This is a genomic window from Pragia fontium DSM 5563 = ATCC 49100 (assembly GCF_900112475.1).
Classification (GTDB): domain Bacteria; phylum Pseudomonadota; class Gammaproteobacteria; order Enterobacterales; family Enterobacteriaceae; genus Pragia; species Pragia fontium.
The window spans coordinates 194,029-210,534 of record NZ_FOLW01000008.1; the positions used below are offsets into that span (position 1 = coordinate 194,029).

Genomic DNA, 16,506 nt, shown 5'->3' on the forward strand with positions numbered 1-16,506 from the left:
TCAGTACTAAACTCACTTTCCCAACATACTGCTCAGTTTATATGAAGTGATAACATCCCGTTCCTTTCTTATGCTAAAGTTCACATTAGATAACATCTTCATAACGTAATAAAAACAGATTAAAGGCCCACTTATGACGCCACAACGCATATTAGTGCTCGGAGCCAGCGGTTATATCGGGCAAAATCTTATCCCTTATCTGAGTGCCCAAGGGCATCAAGTTACTGCGGCGGCCAGACGTATTGAATGGCTAAAAGAGCAGCAAATCCCCAATGTCACCTGCCGGTATATTGACCTATTTCAACCGTCAACGATCCCACCAGTACTGAACAATATTGATGTCGTCTATTATCTGGTTCACAGCATGGGGGAAAAGGCAGATTTCCTCCGCAAAGAAAAAGAAGCGGCTCAAAATTTACAGCAGGCTCTGCGCTTTTCAAACGTTAAACAGATTATTTTTCTGGGCGCAATTCAGCCTAAGGAAGGCAGTACAACACAACATCTGTTAGCGCGAAAATTAACCGGTGAAGCACTGCGTGCCAGCGGTATTCCTGTTACCGAATTGCGAGCTGGTATTATTATTGGTGCCGGTTCAGCGGCTTTCGAAGTGATGCGCGATATGGTTTATAGCCTACCTATCCTCACGCCACCACGCTGGGTTCGCTCCAAGTCTTCTCCTATTGCACTAGAGAACCTGCTGGTTTATTTAACCGAAATTCTTAATCACCCATCCAATGAAAATCGCATATTTGACGTTGCTGGCCCGGAGTACATCAGTTATCAAAATATGTTTGAACGGTTTATTGCTATTACCGGAAAAAAGCGGCTGTTGATTCCGATTCCATTCCCAACACGGCTGATTTCCGTTTACTGGCTCAATATGATTACCACCGTGCCAACGACCACGGCGAAGGCGTTAATTGAAGGGCTTAAGCATAATCTTCCCGCAGACTCCGAACCGTTACAGGCACTGATACCGCAAAAGTTGATCAACTACGAAGAAGCGGTATTAACCACCATGCATAAAGAGCAATCGGCGGTAAACTCTGCCGACTGGGGTTACGATCCTGAAGCCCGAGCCCGCTGGCGTCCCGGCTATGCTTTCTATCCTAAACATGCTGGTTACACCCTGCGAACCACCGCCAGCGCCGAAAGTATTTGGCAGGTGATGCAGCAGATCGGCGGAGAGGAAGGTTATTTTTATGCTAACTATCTGTGGAATATCCGCGGCTGGATGGACGATATCATCGGCGGAGAAAACCACTATGGCAGACCGGATACGCAGGAATTAAAAGTCGGCGACCGCATCGACTCATGGCGCGTTATCTCCATCAAACCACTGCGCCAATTAGCAATGCTGTTTGGTATGAAAGCGCCCGGACTTGGACGATTAACGCTGAACATCAATGACACCGGCCAATATCGTGAAATTGACGTACGCGCCTGGTGGCACCCTGCCGGATTTGGTGGCCTGCTTTACTGGTTTATTATGATGCCAGCCCATCTGTTTATCTTTAAAGGCATGGCAAAGCGCATCGCCTTTTTGTCTGAGCAGCTAGACCGCCAAACTGCAAAAAAACCATAATAAACGCATCTGCCGCACCATGAATTTGATGCGGCAGAATTTTATCACCGGCGATATTTCTCCAGCAAAGCGTCTAAAATAGCCAAGGTTTCAGCATCAGGATGACCGGAATATTTATCCTGACGAAAGTGCATTTGAAAGGCCTTAATCACCCGACGAGTTTCATCATCCAGTTGGCCAGTCTCGGGAACTTTATAGCCATATTTCTTTAAATTAACCTGTAATTCAGCGATATCAATGGATGTTTCTGCTTCGCGTAATCGCTGATAATACTGCACTCGCCCAACATCCGGCCAGGCACCGATTCCCACCTGAGCCAGCCTGTCCCATGGAAACAGTGGACCAGGATCAATCTTACGCTGAGGAGCAATATCGCTGTGCCCGACCACATTTGCCGGATCAATATGATGACGCTGAATAATATCCCACGATAAAGCAATCAATAAATCAATTTGCCGCTCGTTGTAAGGCTCCCAACTGCGTTTATTGCCAACTTTATGATAGCCTGCATTGACTATCTCAACACCGATGGAAGTATCGTTTAGATTATTCCTGCCTCGCCAAAAACTCGCCCCTGCGTGCCACGCTCGCTGCGCTTCGGGAACCAACTGTAAAACCACCGGACGACCCGACATCTGTTCCGGTTGATGATTAATTAAATAATGAACGCTTACGTTATTACCGCTCAGAATTCTCAACGAATTCTCATCATTTTCTGCCGTATAGTGAAAAACCAGAAATTGAACGCGCGACTCCTGCCCTAAAGCAACATGGCTTTCATCAACCCAATAATCACCAGCATCGCGTAAGTTGCTACAGCCCGAGCAAGTCAGCACCAGCAAACAAAAACATGCCTGAAAGAAAAACTTAACCTGCTTCAATATAATTCCTATCATTAACATTGATATTATCTGCGTTATAACCTAACACTGACTTATTACCAACATATATCAATAACATCCTGAGTTTAATTGGTTAACTTAATTAACATCGTACTCACCATTGATTCGTTTACTAATCATACAGTTTGCATAAATTTAATACGCTTATCGATTACCTTTAGGATTAATATCAAATAGTGGTCTAATTTTGCTGTTAAAAGCACCCAAAAACTGATTTACTTGAGTAACATTTGTAAAAACACCCGTTTAAGAAAGGACTCTGATGACGCTCTTCTTACAAAACTGTTTATCTTACCCGGTCATTATTTTCAGTGGTTTGTTATTAATTGTCCTGTTTTATTGGGTCTGTGCCGCCTTTGGCCTGTTGGACATTGATATTCTCAACATTGACAGTCCGGATATGAATATTGACAGCCTTGATGCCTCAGCCTTAGCGGGCTGGCTAACCAAGCTCGGCCTTGCCGGTATCCCCCTCACCGTTATTATTACCTTAGTGACGCTCATTGGCTGGCTACTCAGTTATTTTAGCGTACACCTGATGCTGCGCTGGATAGAGACTGACTTTATTCGCTACTTATTAGGCACAGCCGCTTTCCTACTGATTGCGTTTATCGCCCTCCTGCTGACTTCAATGTTATTGAAACCATTGCGACCGATACTGGCCAATCATAATAAATCTAAAAGCGTGACCGGACTTATTGGCAAAATCGCTGAAGTTCGCTCTTCCATTGTCACCCTTCAACGTGGTGAAGCACTGATGGAAGACGGCGGAGGTGGTTTAATCCTACAAATACGCGCCCCGGAAGATGCTGGTATTGTCAGAGGCGATCGCGTGGTATTAATCCGCTATGATGCGGCAACACATAGCTATGAAGTGGTGAGTGAAACCGAGTTTAATCGGCTATAAGTCACACCAAACAATTTTATTTGTAAACCTAACTATCTGACGGCCCTAAAGTCATTTGGGCTTAGATGAATAGTCAATTAAGTCCTTGTGGGACTCAGGACCCTAACAACATGGAGAAACACCTATGGTCATGGCAGATATAATGCCGTTCTTAACCATTATTGCATCGGTCATCATTGTAATTTTGGGCCTTTTTGGATTGTTTAAAGCGTTTTATATCAAAGTACCACAAGGCACCGCCCTGATCGTCAACGATATGTCATCGCAACCTAAAGTCCATTTTACCGGTGCGTTGGTTTATCCGGTCATTTACAAAAAAGAGTTTATGCGCATCTCTTTGCTGACGCTGGAAGTTGACCGTCGTAGTAAAGATGGCCTGATCTGTAAAGATAACCTGCGTGCTGACATCACCGTTGCCTTTTACCTACGCGTGAATGAAACCACCGAAGACGTGTTAAAAGTGGCCAAAAACATTGGCGTTGAACGCGCATCGGATCATCAGGCGGTTAGTGCCTTGTTTAGTGCTAAGTTCTCTGAAGCACTGAAAACGGTTGGTAAGCAATTTGAGCTGTACAAGCTGTTTGAAGATCGGCAGAACTTCCGCGATCGCATCATCGATGTAATTGGTAAAGATCTGAACGGCTATGCGCTGGAAGATGTCGCGATTGACTACTTAGAGCAAACGCCAAAGAGCTCACTGGATCCGAATAACATCTTCGATTCCGAGGGTATCCGTAAGATCACCGAGATCACCGCGATTCATAATATCGAAACCAACCAGAAAGAGCGCGATCAGGAACTGGCGATTAAAAAGAAAAACGTGGAAACCCGCGAAGCCAGTCTGGCCCTGGAACGCCAACAGGCCGATGCTGAAGCACGTCAACAGCGTGAAATTGAAAGCATCAGAGCTCGTGAAGCTGCTGAAACACTGCGCGTTAAAGAAGAAGAACGCCTGAAAGCGGAACAAGCCCGAATTCAAACTCAGCAGGAAATCGAAATCCGCGAAGAAAATCGCCTGCGTGAAGTTGAAGTTGCTCAGCAAAACCGTACTCGTGCAGTCACCATCGAAATCGAGAAAGTCACCCGGGCAAAAGATCTGGAAGTGGTTTCTCGTGAGCGTGAAGTAGAACTACAACGTATTGAAAAAGAAAAAGCGTTGGAAGAAGAGCGCAAAAACATTGCTAACGTTATTCGTGAACGCGTTGCGGTCGAAAAAACCGTTGCTCAGGAAGAAGAACGAATTAAAGAAGTACGCATGATATCTGACGCCGATCGCCAGAAACAAGTCACCATCATTCAAGCTCAGGCAGAAGCCGAGCAAGAGTTGGTGCGTCAGGTGAAGCAAGCCGAAGCCGATGAAAACAGTGCTAAACATAAAGCTCAGGAAATCAGCACCATGGCTCAGGCTGAGCTTGAGGCTGCCGCTAAACAATCCGAAGCCAAAAAACGCATGGCGGAAGGTATCGAGGCAGAGCAGGCCGCTCTGGGTCTGGCAGAAGCCCGAGTCCGTCAGGCTCAGGCCGAAGCGGAAGAAAAAGAAGGCTTAGTGCTGGCTAACGTCACCGCAGAGAAACTGCTAGCAGAAGCCCGCGGTTCTCAGGAAAAAGGCTTGGCCGAAGCGAGAGTGAAAGAAGCTCAGGCTGCTGCCGCAGAGAAACAAGGTCTGGCTGAAGCTAAAGTACTGGAAGAAAAACTCACTGCTCAAGCGCGCGGTGATGAACAACAAGCTCTGGCGAAAGAGAAACTGGGTCTGGTTGATGCCAAAGTATTGGAAGAAAAACTGGTAGCTCAGGCTCGCGGTGAAGGTCAGCTAGGTTCAGCCCAAGCGGAAGTTGTACGTCAGCGTCTTAAAGCTGAAGCGGATGGTTTAACCGATAAATTTACCGCTATGGGTAACCTGAATACCACGGCTCGCGAGCACGAAGAGTTCCGTATGCAGTTGGAAAAACACTTTGAGCAAAGCATGGCTTCTATCGCCGCCAATAAAGAAATTGCCAGAGAGCAAGCCGATGTTCTGGCGGCGGCACTCAGCAAAACCAACATCGATATTGTGGGTGGCGACGGCAGCTTCTTTAATACCTTCTCTAAAGCCCTTAGCGTTGGTAAAGCCATTAATGGCGTAGTAGACAAGAGCCCACTGGTACAAGACGTTGTGCAGAAGCTGTTAACCAGCGATAAAGCGGGTCAGAAACTCGATCTGGACGCGTTATTACAAAACCCGGAAGTTCAGGCGTTGATTCAGCAATTCACCGCTGCCAAAACGCTACCGGCTGCTGCACCAAAAAATAACTACGATTCACAAGAGTAATGAATAAGCCAGACTACTGCGGTTCACCGCAGTAGTCTGGTCGCTTCATGGCATTAATTAAGATAAGCCTATTATTTCCATGGGCTTATCTTAGTTAATTTCTCCGTCAATACAGCATGTCGCATGACCAGACAGGACGTTTGCGCCATGATACGGAACCCGAGTTAACGCTTATAAAGTCAACTTCGATCAAGGGAACGTTAAACGCCATGTCAGATAGCCAAGTGAATAATCGCGAGCAAGAATTACTGGATAACGCCGTTGCTGAAGGCGGTGCCTATGATATTTTACGTAAGCGTTTATCTGAACAGGGTCAACAAATACACGACAAAGCGCACCAGCTAAACCAACGCCGTCTGGAAGAGTTTGGCAAAAGCCAGATGGATATCATTGGGCGTATGCGCATCCGTACCGAAAATAACTGCGTCGCCCGGGATATTGTACGCGTTGGCGACTGGTTACTCTTCGGCTATAACGTTTTCATTGGACTCAAGAAAGAAACCCGCATTGAAGACGTATTTTCACTGTATCGACTAAAAGAAGAAAACGGTGAATATGATGTTGAGTCGGTTCCTTTAACCGGCACTTTCCTGAATATCACCAGCTTCGTTCAAGACTTTAATGAACTGTATACCTATTATAAAAACACCCAGTTACTGCAATTAGTTGAACGTGACGGCAAGCTGCTGGCCAGCTTTCAAATCGGTGAGCGCATTACCGATATTCGGGTGTTTCGCTGGTCCATTTCCAGTGATAAAACTGAAATAAAATATATTGATAACCGTGGTGAGCGAGATATCGCCCTGCCCCCGGCCTATGATTTTGAATGGCAAAAAACCACTCGCGAAAATGCGATTAACGGCCGCCATCCACACATGAACATTCTGGATACCGTCTTCGTTGAAACTATCGGTGGTGACCTGACCATCAAGTGTGAAAACAATACTGAAGATGGACTGGGAATTTACCGTGAGGCGGTGTTAGACAAAACCCAATCGCTGGATGATGCACAGATTGAGTATGCCCAAACCGGTAGCCTGATTCTGCTAAAAATTCTGCCTTACCGAGAAGATACCTGGCGGTATCTGGTTTATAACACCATCACTCAAACCGTACAGCGTATTGATGCGATTGGTTCTGCCTGTATTCAGCTTCCGGAAGATCACGGTATTATCTTCCCCGGTGGCTATTATCTACAAAGTGGTGAATACAAAACATTTGACCAGCCGATGGATGGAATGCGTTTCCGTCGTATTCGTCGATCGCCTAATGGCGAAGACGTGATGTATATTTTTTACGAACCCAATTTCGGTCGATTGGCGTTGTTTAACTACAACATGATTGAACGTAAATTGCAGAATCCGCTATTCGGCCATGGTTATGCCATGCTGGAAGATGGCCGTATGGTTCTGTTTGAAGGTCAATCAGATGAGCCAACGCGTATTCACCCGATGCAGGTTTGGCAAACGCCATTCTATTCCGATGAATTTGCTGCGCTACAGCCGGCTAACAATAGCTTCTTTGGACGCATTGGCAACGCCGAGCTGGTACGCGGAATATCCGACCTCTACCATATTGCCAAAGAGATTGAACAGCAGCAGATATCTTCACAGCTGTATGAAAAACTGTGCCAAGACGCTCGCCGACTGATCGATCTTTATTACTGGCTCAATGATGAACACAGCCTGAATGCCACTATTCTGCTGAAAGAAATCGCCAACACTGGCGAACTGGTACTGGATGAATACGAGAAAGTAGAAAGTATTCGTCGTCAGTCAACCAGAGCCATGAATGAGGCCACATCGCGTCAGAAACAGCTCTTGTCTCTGATGTTGCCTGACAGTTGGCATAACGCCCAGCAGTTTGTTGATGCGCTGAATGATCTCAGCGTGCAACGAGGTCATCTGATTACCCTGCGCGACTACCGCTATATTGATTTGTCTCGTCTTGATGAGATGGAACAACAATTGGCTGAAAGTCAGGAACGCATCTCATTGGCTACGGCGGAGTTCCTTGCCAGCGAGCAAGCCCTGCAACCGTTCACCGATCAATTGCAGGCGTTAGATAAGCAAACTCAGGCCGCCGCCAACAGTTCACAACTGGTTGAGCCGATGGCCGGCATGGACAAGATGTCTGCTGATTTGGATATGCTCTCGAATTTGATGGCTTCACTAAAGTTCGAAGACACCACACAGCAAACCCATATCATCGAGGCGATTTCAGAAATCTATGCCCGCCTGAATCAGGCGCGAGCACGTTTACAGCAGCGCCGTAAAGAACAGAGTTCGGTGGAGTCTGTCGCCCAATTTGGCGCTCAATTTAAACTTTTCAGCCAGAGCATTACCAATGCGCTGACGCTGGCGACGGATCCTGAACGCTGTGACGAACAGCTCTCGCGTCTGCTGGTGCAGTTGGAAGAACTGGAAACCCAATTCAACGAACACGAAGAATTCCTCAATGACATTCTAAGCAAACGCGAAGAAATGCTGGAAACCTTCGAAACCCATAAGCAATCGCTACTGGATGAACGTCAACGCAAGTCACAGAATTTACAGGTTGCCGCTGAACGGCTGCTGGATAGCCTACAGCGCCGAACGGCCAAGTTCACTACTCTTGATGAGCTAAATGCGTTCTTTGCTTCCGACCCCCTGTCATTAAAAACCCGGGAAATTGTCGAGCGTTTACGCGCACTCAAAGACAGCGTTAAAGCTGACGATATTGATGCCAAATTTAAGGCTGCCCGCGATCAAGCGATTCGCAGCCTGCGCGATAAATCCGAAATATTTGAAGACGGTGGTAACGTAATTAAACTGGGTCCGCGCCATCGTTTCAGTGTCAATACACAGGAACTGGATCTGACCATTTTGCCAAGAGGCGATCGACTATATCTGCACCTGACGGGTACGGATTATCAAGAGCCTATTGATAGCCCTGAATTAGAAGCCCTGAAAGAGTACTGGCAAATATCGCTGGAGTCAGAATCGCCGGATATTTACCGGGCCGAGTATCTGGCCTACTCACTAATTTACGCCGCCAGCAAAGAATTGGATGGACTGAGCCTCGAGAACCTAAAAGCGCTGGTTAATAAACCAGAAGCGCTAGAAAAATTGGTCCGTGATTTTGCCTCACCACGCTATAAAGAAGGCTATGAGAAAGGCATCCACGATCACGATGCGGTAGCCATTTTACAGAAACTGATCCCCGTTAGGGAAAGTGCCGATCTGTTACGCTTTAATCCACATGCTCGCAGCATTGCCGTCCTTTTCTGGCAGCATGTTCATAGCCAAGAGTTACCCGCTCTTTGGCCAGAGCGAGCGCGTACCAGCATCAATATTCATCAGCTATTTCGTAACGATGCCGGTTTACTGGATCTTCAAGCTGAAATTGAAGCGGAACTCAGCCTATTTCTTGAACAATACCCAATTGCCTGCCAGCCTTATCAACAATCACAGGCTGCTGAATACTTGAGCTTCGCATTAGGCCGAACACCGGTTGAATTCAGCTTTAGCAAATATGCTCGTACCCTGTCGGAAGGCTTACAGTCCCAGTTAGAAAAAGCCCATATGTGGGGCGACTTCAACCGCTCACAGCAGAATTTAGCCAAACGCTGGTCACAACGTTGGTCATTGGCAGACAATTGGTTGCAAGGGCTTTGCTCTCTGCCAGAATATCAAAATCTAAAAAGCTATATTTCGGAAGCCATCGTCATCCTGCTGTTAGATAAAGGCATAAAGACCCGGTTTAGTGAAGTCGACTTGCACTTCACCGTGACAAACCTGATGGGTGAGCATCCTCTGATTCAAAACCAATCCCTGACGCTTAGCCTGGATGATTATTTCAGCCGGATGCGTAAACAACGCAAGCAGTTCATTCCAGCCTACCATCGCTATCAGGAACTGCGTCAGGAAGTCTTAAGCCAGCAGAGAAATCAGCTGCGTCTGCATGAATTTAAGGCTCGCCCTCTCAGTTCATTCGTGCGTAATAAGCTGATCAATGACGTTTATTTGCCGATCATCGGCGATAATCTAGCTAAACAAATTGGTGCGTTGGGTGAAGGAAAACGTACCGACCTGATGGGCTTACTATTAATGATCTCGCCGCCCGGCTACGGTAAAACCACACTGATGGAATATATCGCAAATCGCCTAGGCCTGATATTCATGAAGATTAATGGACCAGCCTTAGGTCACGATGTGTTGTCGCTGGATCCACAGCAAGCCCCGAATGCCACCGCCCGTCAGGAATTAGAGAAATTAAATCTGGCACTGGAAATGGGCAATAACGTTATGCTGTATGTCGATGATATCCAGCATACCAATGCCGAATTCCTGCAAAAATTCATCTCTCTTTGTGATGGTACCCGGCGAATTGAAGGGGTATGGAAAGGCAAGACCAAAACTTATGATATGCGCGGGAAAAAATTCTGTGTCGTGATGGCGGGTAACCCTTATACCGAATCAGGCGAAGTGTTTAAAATTCCTGATATGCTGGCCAACCGCGCGGATATTTATAATCTCGGCGAAGTTCTGGGTGGCATGGAAGAGGCATTTGCCCTGAGCTATATTGAAAACAGCTTAACCTCTAATCCGGTACTGGCACCGCTGGCACTGAGAAACATGAGCGATCTGTATTTATTTGTTGATAAAGCAATGGGTAAACCGTTCTCTAATAATGCGCTGAGCTATCAATACAGTGAAGCGGAGATCGCCGAAATTGTTGCCATTCTTGAACGATTAATCACGCTGCGAGACGTGGTGTTAAAAGTGAATCAGCAATATATCGCCAGTGCTGCACAGTCAGATAAATACCGTACTGAACCGAGCTTTAAGCTTCAGGGTAGCTATCGTAATATGAATAAACTGACGGAGAAAATTTCGGCGGTGATGAATCCGGCCGAAGTTCGCCGCATTCTTGACGATCACTATTTAGGTGAAGCTCAACTGCTAACCAGTGGCGCAGAAGAAAACTTATTAAAGCTGGCTGAAATCCGCAATATCATGTCACCTCAGGAAGAGCAACGCTGGGGACTGATAAAGCGTGACTTTATGAAGAATAAAGCACTGGGCGGAGATAATGCGGAAGTTGGCGATCGCGTCGTAGCTCAACTGGCCGATCTGGTAGAAAGTGTACAAGCCCTGAGGAATTGATTGACCAGTGAAGCAGTGGATAAAACAGCGCATTAAACTACTTGGCATATTGGCGATCGTCTTGATCGCCATTCAGTGCCTGAATACGCTGACTAGTGGTTATTTAAACCAGTTTGGTATACTTCCTCGTACCAGCCAAGGGTTAGTGGGTATTCTATTTTCTCCTTTTCTACACGGTGACTGGGGACATCTGCTTAGCAATCTTCCGGTGCTATTAATTTTAAGCGGATTATTACTCAGCAATTCTATTCGCTACTATATTTCAGCCAGTGTTTTTATCATTTTACTGGAGGGATTATTAGTCTGGCTATTTGCGCGTTCGGCTATTCATATTGGTGCCAGCGGCTGGATTTTTGGCTTATGGTCGCTATTGTTAATCAATGCCTTCACTCAGCGCAGAATACGAGATTTTATTTTGGCGCTGCTTATTTTAGTTTATTTTGGTGGCATGGCGTCAGGACTACTCCCCAGTGAACCAGGCATATCAACAGAAGGCCATATTGCAGGCGCCATTGCTGGAGGTGCGTTTGCTTTTATTAGTAGAAAATTCATGAGAAAAAAAAGTCACCACACCCCTTAATTTATTATTTCCCTCATTCCCTTTCCTATTATCGCTAAAGATTTTTATATTAAAAATTACCAAAGAAATGATCACCTGTTAAAAAATTGAGTTAATACCATCAAAAAAATGAAAAAAAATCCACTCATGTCAATTTTTGAGATCAAACTCTTTATTTTATTATCCAATTATCGCAAACTACGGTTATAAGGCTTAATTAAATAAAAGATAAAATAATAGCAATAAAATAACGTGATCCAGTTCAAAAATATTTGGAATATCGCGTAATGAAAATTAAATCTACTTGATTATTGTTTTATGGATAGAAACAGGTAATGGAAAATAAAGAACTGGAGTTATATCTGAAGAGTACGCTGGCTGATTTAACATTAAGCCACAGTGAACGTACTCAGTTAAGAGAATTAAGCCAATCCTTAAGTACTGAACAATCCGGCTTTATGCGTAATCTTGCCTTTGATTTAGTCAGAGAACAGCTTGATACCGCACCTCAAAACCTCCTGCCAGTATTAAAATGGTTAGAAACCGTCATAAAGACCTTCGATATTGCCAACCAACAGAAGCAAAGCCACTCTACCGCCTACTTCTCACCAGGAGAAACCTGTCGGGAAAAAATTCGATCAATGCTTTCTCAGGCGACGAAAAAAGTCGATATATGCGTTTTTACTATTGCCGATGACGCTATCACCGAATCTATCCTCAGTGCCCACCAGCGCCAGGTTCAGATACGTATTATCACTGATAATGATAAATCAGAAGATCAGGGAAGTGATATTGATTACCTGCAACATAAAGGGATCTCCATCGTTACCGATAATAGTCCTTATCATATGCACCATAAATTCGCTATTTTCGATGATACTTACCTGCTAAACGGCAGTTTTAACTGGACCAGAAGCGCATCGCTGCACAACTGCGAAAATATTCTGATCACCGATTCCACTGAACTTTTAACCCGTTATCAACAAGAGTTTATTAAGCTGTGGCAGAGGTTTAGTTGATGAATAATCTGCTGAAAATAAAGCAAATGGAGGTAAAAAAATCAAAGACCGCTTTTCAGTTTACCCCTCAAAAAAAGGTAGATATACTCCCTCAAAAAGGAAGTGTCACTCTACGCAATGATTGCATAAAGTTCCCTCGGTTTGATGTCCCTTTATGTAATATCGTGACTTTCTATAAAAATAACAGAAACACTATGAATAATAATATAAAACGTATAACGCTTTGCTGTGGTATTGCTCTCGTTCTGGCGGCTTGTTCTAATCCACCATCTCGAAAGAACTTTGACTACGAAATTTCTCAAGGAAATCTGGAAGTAGCACAAAAGATCGCACTAACTGAAGGCGTCACCGCTGAGACTGATGCAACCACCGAGCTATTATGGTCGCTGGAAGCAGGTGCTCTGCTACGTATGACTAATCAGCTTGATCGTTCAACCAAAGTATTTGATGGTGCAGAAAACCTGATCAAAGATAACGAAACTCAGAATTTAGCCGCATCCGGTTTCAGCCAAGCTGCATCCATGGTAGTTAACGACAACATTATGGATTACACCCCGCGAGTTTATGACCGCGTGATGGTGAATACCTATAAAGCCCTTAACTTTTGGCAGCAGTCTGATTTCGCTAATGCCCGAGTAGAATGGAACCGCGTCGATGACCGTCAACGCCGTGCCGCAGAGTATTTCTCCAAAGAAATTAATGCACAAAAAAATGAAGTAAAAAGTAATAAGCTTGGGGAAAGCTACTCTAAATCCATGGAAACGCTTGAAGGATCGGGTATCGATGTTTCAAAATGGGCGCCCTATGATGGTTATATTAACCCGGCCTCACTCTATCTGCATGGTCTCTACTTCCTGATTAACAATGAAAGTGCCGCTGATTTAAATAAAGCCAAAGAGAGCCTAAAACGCGCCTATGCATTGACCAGAAGCAAGCAAATTCGCGCTGACCTTAATTTAGCCAACAAAGGTCGTAGCGTAGCACCCGGGGTTTGGGTTATTTTTGAAAATGGAACCTCGTCTAAAAAAGTAGAACGCCGCGTCGATTTACCATTAATTTTAGTCACGAGTCGTGTAGCTTATGCCGGTATTGCTTTACCGACCCTTGAGTCAGGTAGCCCGGCGTTTTCTAATCTTTCAGTCAATGGAGGAGGCAAAACGGAATCCTTCGCCAACATGGATAAAATTATCCAGGGTGAATTTAAAACGGAATTTACCGGTATCCTTATCAAGGAATTAGCCAGAGCGGTGCTAAAAACTGCAGCACAAGCTTCGATGATGAATTCCGACAACAGTACCGTAAGGATACTCGGCGCTATCACCGGTATCGCTCAAGCGGTAACCACGCAGGCTGATATTCGTAGCTGGCATACGCTGCCTTACGATTTTCAGGTGACCTACGTGAAGTGGCCAAAAAGCGGTCAAGTGCAATTAAGTCCGTCGGGCGGAGCGCCAATAACTGTCGATTTACCGGCAACGCCTCAACCCGTTGTTGTTTATGTGCGTGCTCTGAATGCGAGTACCACACCGCAGGTTAACGTGTTAACCAGTAAGAATGCGATGTAGACCTATTCAGTTAGGCACCGTTATCGCACTGACCTTTAAACTGTATTGAGAACTTTGATGATGAATATTTTAAACAAAAAAACGTTTCTTGCCGCGGCCTTTGCCCTTTCTTTAACCGGCTGTGCTCAGGAAGGCGCTTACTATGTTGATAGTAAGAACGATAACGTTGCCGTGATGGGACTGGACTATAAAGATTTTGAAATGGCTGCCCAAAATATGGTTGACGACATGTTAAGTTCAGACTTACTTGTTCATCCACAAGGCGGTCGTTATGTGCTAACCGTAACCGGCATTGTTAACGACACTGACCAACGTATCGATACCGATCAGTTAACCAAAAAAATCCGCTCTAGCCTGTTAAACTCAGGTCGTTTTGTGGTTACAACAGCGATTACCGCTAATGGACCAGAAGATGAAATGACGCGTAAAGTACGTCAGCTGCGTAAATCTAAAATGGTTAACCAAAAAACCGTTAAGAAAGATGGCCGTGTAATCGCACCAGACTTCTCATTAACCGGTAAAATCATTCAACAAAACCAACGTGTTAACTCTAAAACACAGCAAGTTGAATACTATTTCCAGCTAACGCTGACCAATCTGGACGATGGCTTAGCCTATTGGGAAAAAGAGTATCCAATCATCAAGCGTGGCGACAACCGCACCGCAAGCTGGTAATCGGCTACTGTCACTATTCTGGCGTTATGCCGCAGAACCACAATCGTTCTGCGGCATAACATAAACGTGTTTAATCCATTAGGGCTTTCTTAATGAAAAAATGGATCTTGGTACTGGTTGGTCTTTTGGCGTTTTCACCTGCAGTTTATGCAAAAATTGAAACCGTTGAAGCACAGGGATATGGTGAAACCTACGAAAAAGCGGTTGATTCGGCTTTAGCGGATGCCGTTCGTCAGGTTAACGGAATGACCGTAAGTACGCAGTCAGAACGCGCTGGTGATTTTGTTCGTGTCAAAGATAAAGTTGATGCCACTATCGAAGGAAAAGGCACCTACGTTCAGAACGAAAAGAACAAAGATGACTCTTTTTTGGGTAACAAAGGCGTAGACAGTACTTATACAGAAAATCTCGATGTTAACGTAGGCGGTAACGCTAATCGTGACTTAACCGTTAATACCGGCAAAAGTGCGCAAATCGATACGCGCAGCTCGGGTACCGTTAAAGGCTATAAAGTTAAAACTCGTGATTGTGATGCCAAAGGCTGTACCGTTGTTTTGACCGTTGAAATCGATAAAGTTGAACGTAAAACATCACAAGCTTCGTCCAAACGCGATCGTTTAGCCGTTATTACTACCGGTAACCGTAGTCGTTCAGCATTTGCTAACACTCTACGTCAGGAAATCACTGACCGTATCGTGCAATCACAACGTTTTACCGTATTAGATCGTAGCTCGACGAATGACAAAGCGTTTGAACAGGAAGAGAAATTTCTGGAAGGCCGTCTAAATAACTCTATTGATATTAAGCAAAGCGCCCTTCCCGCTGATTATATTCTGGTTATTAACGTCACTGAAGCCGGTGTGAAAACCACCACTAAAGTAACCAGCGTTGATTTAACCGGTGAGTTTGATGTTAGCAGTTCGCACAAAACCAAAGTTACCGTACGTTACTCGCTGCTTGAAGCGGCAACCCACGGTATCCAGTGGTCTGACTCCAGCGTATTTGAGCAAGGTGGCAGATACATTGAGACAGCGCGTAAGCAAATTAGCGACGTTATTGCTGATAAAATTGTCAACAAATTAACCCCCGCTAAAGTTGTCGCAGTAACCAACGGACAAGTGATTATCAACCGCGGTGAAGCCATGGTTTACGATGGCGATCGCTTTGATATCTTCTCTCAAGGCGAAGCTCTGGTCGATCCAGATACCGGTGAAGTACTCGGTGCGGCTGAAGAAAAAGTAGCAACTATTGTCATTAACTCGATTAAAGACAAAATTTCTTACGGCATCGTAGAAAGCGGTAAAATTGACGCCGTTGAGAAAGGGGCTATTGCCCGTCTGGCTGCCCCTCTTCCAGTAGAGAAGAAAGCAGCAGAGGCGAAAACGACTCAAGCTAAACCTAAAGCTAAGCCGAAACCAAAAGCTGATGCTCAAAGACTGGGTGACTCAGGTGGCGTCTTCCTGAAATAGTGGGATGACAAATCTGAAAAGTAAAAATCCGCCTTCATAGAAGGCGGCATTGCTTTGGCGCCCCTGAGGGGCGTACTAAGCTCGAACCCATAGGGCCCTCGCTTCACATCCCTTTTAAGCTTAATTGATTATCTTCAAGTTCATGTTTCTCTTGATACTTAACATACTTACGAATCATTTCTGCATTTACACCTACGGTATCTACACAATAGCCCTTCGCCCAAAAATGGTTGCCCCACAGCTTTTTCTTTCTTAAATAGGGAAATTTATTAAACAGCCTTATCGCTGTTCTTCCTTTCAAGTGCCCCATTACCTCTGACACTGAGAGCTTTGGTGGGATCTTGACTAATAAATGAACGTGATCTAATTG

11 protein-coding genes are annotated in these 16,506 nt (G+C 45.1%); 9 read left to right on the forward strand and 2 right to left on the reverse strand.

The window, feature by feature from the left end; genetic code table 11:
* The first annotated feature begins 133 nt into the window (after positions 1-133).
* A complete protein-coding gene (locus BMZ28_RS12795; RefSeq protein WP_074823692.1) occupies positions 134-1,585 on the forward strand; it encodes a DUF2867 domain-containing protein in 1,452 nt (483 codons plus the stop codon).
* A gap of 44 nt (positions 1,586-1,629) precedes the next feature.
* On the opposite strand, the gene BMZ28_RS12800 is transcribed toward BMZ28_RS12795, so the two are convergent.
* Positions 1,630-2,466 carry an N-acetylmuramoyl-L-alanine amidase gene (locus tag BMZ28_RS12800; protein ID WP_232036556.1) on the reverse strand — a complete coding sequence of 279 codons (837 nt, stop codon included), beginning with the start codon at positions 2,464-2,466 and terminating at the stop codon, positions 1,630-1,632.
* 283 nt (positions 2,467-2,749) lie between these two features.
* Here BMZ28_RS12800 and BMZ28_RS12805 point away from each other — a divergent pair, with 283 nt between their 5' ends.
* From BMZ28_RS12805 to BMZ28_RS12840, 8 genes are all read left to right on the forward strand, one after another.
* Positions 2,750-3,394 (forward strand): ubiquinone biosynthesis protein UbiH, encoded by a 645-nt coding sequence (locus BMZ28_RS12805; protein ID WP_047781383.1) that lies wholly within the window; start codon positions 2,750-2,752, stop codon positions 3,392-3,394.
* Positions 3,395-3,518: 124 nt separating this feature from the next.
* Complete coding sequence (locus tag BMZ28_RS12810) at positions 3,519-5,702, forward strand: flotillin family protein (protein WP_047781384.1); 2,184 nt, start codon at positions 3,519-3,521, stop codon at positions 5,700-5,702.
* Between the two features lie 209 nt (positions 5,703-5,911).
* Positions 5,912-10,849 (forward strand): DNA repair ATPase, encoded by a 4,938-nt coding sequence (locus tag BMZ28_RS12815; protein ID WP_074823695.1) that lies wholly within the window; start codon positions 5,912-5,914, stop codon positions 10,847-10,849.
* 7 nt (positions 10,850-10,856) lie between these two features.
* Positions 10,857-11,429, forward strand: coding sequence for a rhomboid family intramembrane serine protease (locus tag BMZ28_RS12820; RefSeq protein WP_074823698.1), 573 nt, complete (start codon positions 10,857-10,859; stop codon positions 11,427-11,429).
* A gap of 314 nt (positions 11,430-11,743) precedes the next feature.
* Positions 11,744-12,427, forward strand: a complete 684-nt coding sequence (locus BMZ28_RS12825; RefSeq protein WP_047781387.1) for a phospholipase D-like domain-containing protein — start codon at positions 11,744-11,746, stop codon at positions 12,425-12,427.
* A 194-nt stretch (positions 12,428-12,621) separates the two neighbouring features.
* Positions 12,622-13,992 carry a COG3014 family protein gene (locus BMZ28_RS12830; protein ID WP_126467781.1) on the forward strand — a complete coding sequence of 457 codons (1,371 nt, stop codon included), beginning with the start codon at positions 12,622-12,624 and terminating at the stop codon, positions 13,990-13,992.
* A gap of 57 nt (positions 13,993-14,049) precedes the next feature.
* The gene (lpoB, locus tag BMZ28_RS12835) at positions 14,050-14,667 is read left to right on the forward strand and encodes a penicillin-binding protein activator LpoB (protein WP_197723504.1); all 618 of its coding nucleotides are present in this window, start codon (positions 14,050-14,052) and stop codon (positions 14,665-14,667) included.
* A 92-nt stretch (positions 14,668-14,759) separates the two neighbouring features.
* Positions 14,760-16,136 (forward strand): hypothetical protein, encoded by a 1,377-nt coding sequence (locus BMZ28_RS12840; protein ID WP_047781389.1) that lies wholly within the window; start codon positions 14,760-14,762, stop codon positions 16,134-16,136.
* 103 nt (positions 16,137-16,239) lie between these two features.
* On the opposite strand, the gene tnpA is transcribed toward BMZ28_RS12840, so the two are convergent.
* Positions 16,240-16,506 (reverse strand): IS200/IS605 family transposase (gene tnpA, locus BMZ28_RS12845; RefSeq protein WP_074823704.1); only part of this gene is annotated, 267 nt, incomplete at its 5' end.

Coding starts and splice junctions, on each gene's coding strand:
- BMZ28_RS12810 (WP_047781384.1), top strand. CDS start 3,519: ATGGTCATGGCAGATATAATGCCGTTCTTAACCATTATTGCATCGGTC.
- BMZ28_RS12825 (WP_047781387.1), top strand. CDS start 11,744: ATGGAAAATAAAGAACTGGAGTTATATCTGAAGAGTACGCTGGCTGAT.
- BMZ28_RS12815 (WP_074823695.1), top strand. CDS start 5,912: ATGTCAGATAGCCAAGTGAATAATCGCGAGCAAGAATTACTGGATAAC.
- BMZ28_RS12840 (WP_047781389.1), top strand. CDS start 14,760: ATGAAAAAATGGATCTTGGTACTGGTTGGTCTTTTGGCGTTTTCACCT.
- lpoB (WP_197723504.1), top strand. CDS start 14,050: ATGATGAATATTTTAAACAAAAAAACGTTTCTTGCCGCGGCCTTTGCC.
- BMZ28_RS12805 (WP_047781383.1), top strand. CDS start 2,750: ATGACGCTCTTCTTACAAAACTGTTTATCTTACCCGGTCATTATTTTC.
- BMZ28_RS12830 (WP_126467781.1), top strand. CDS start 12,622: ATGAATAATAATATAAAACGTATAACGCTTTGCTGTGGTATTGCTCTC.
- BMZ28_RS12795 (WP_074823692.1), top strand. CDS start 134: ATGACGCCACAACGCATATTAGTGCTCGGAGCCAGCGGTTATATCGGG.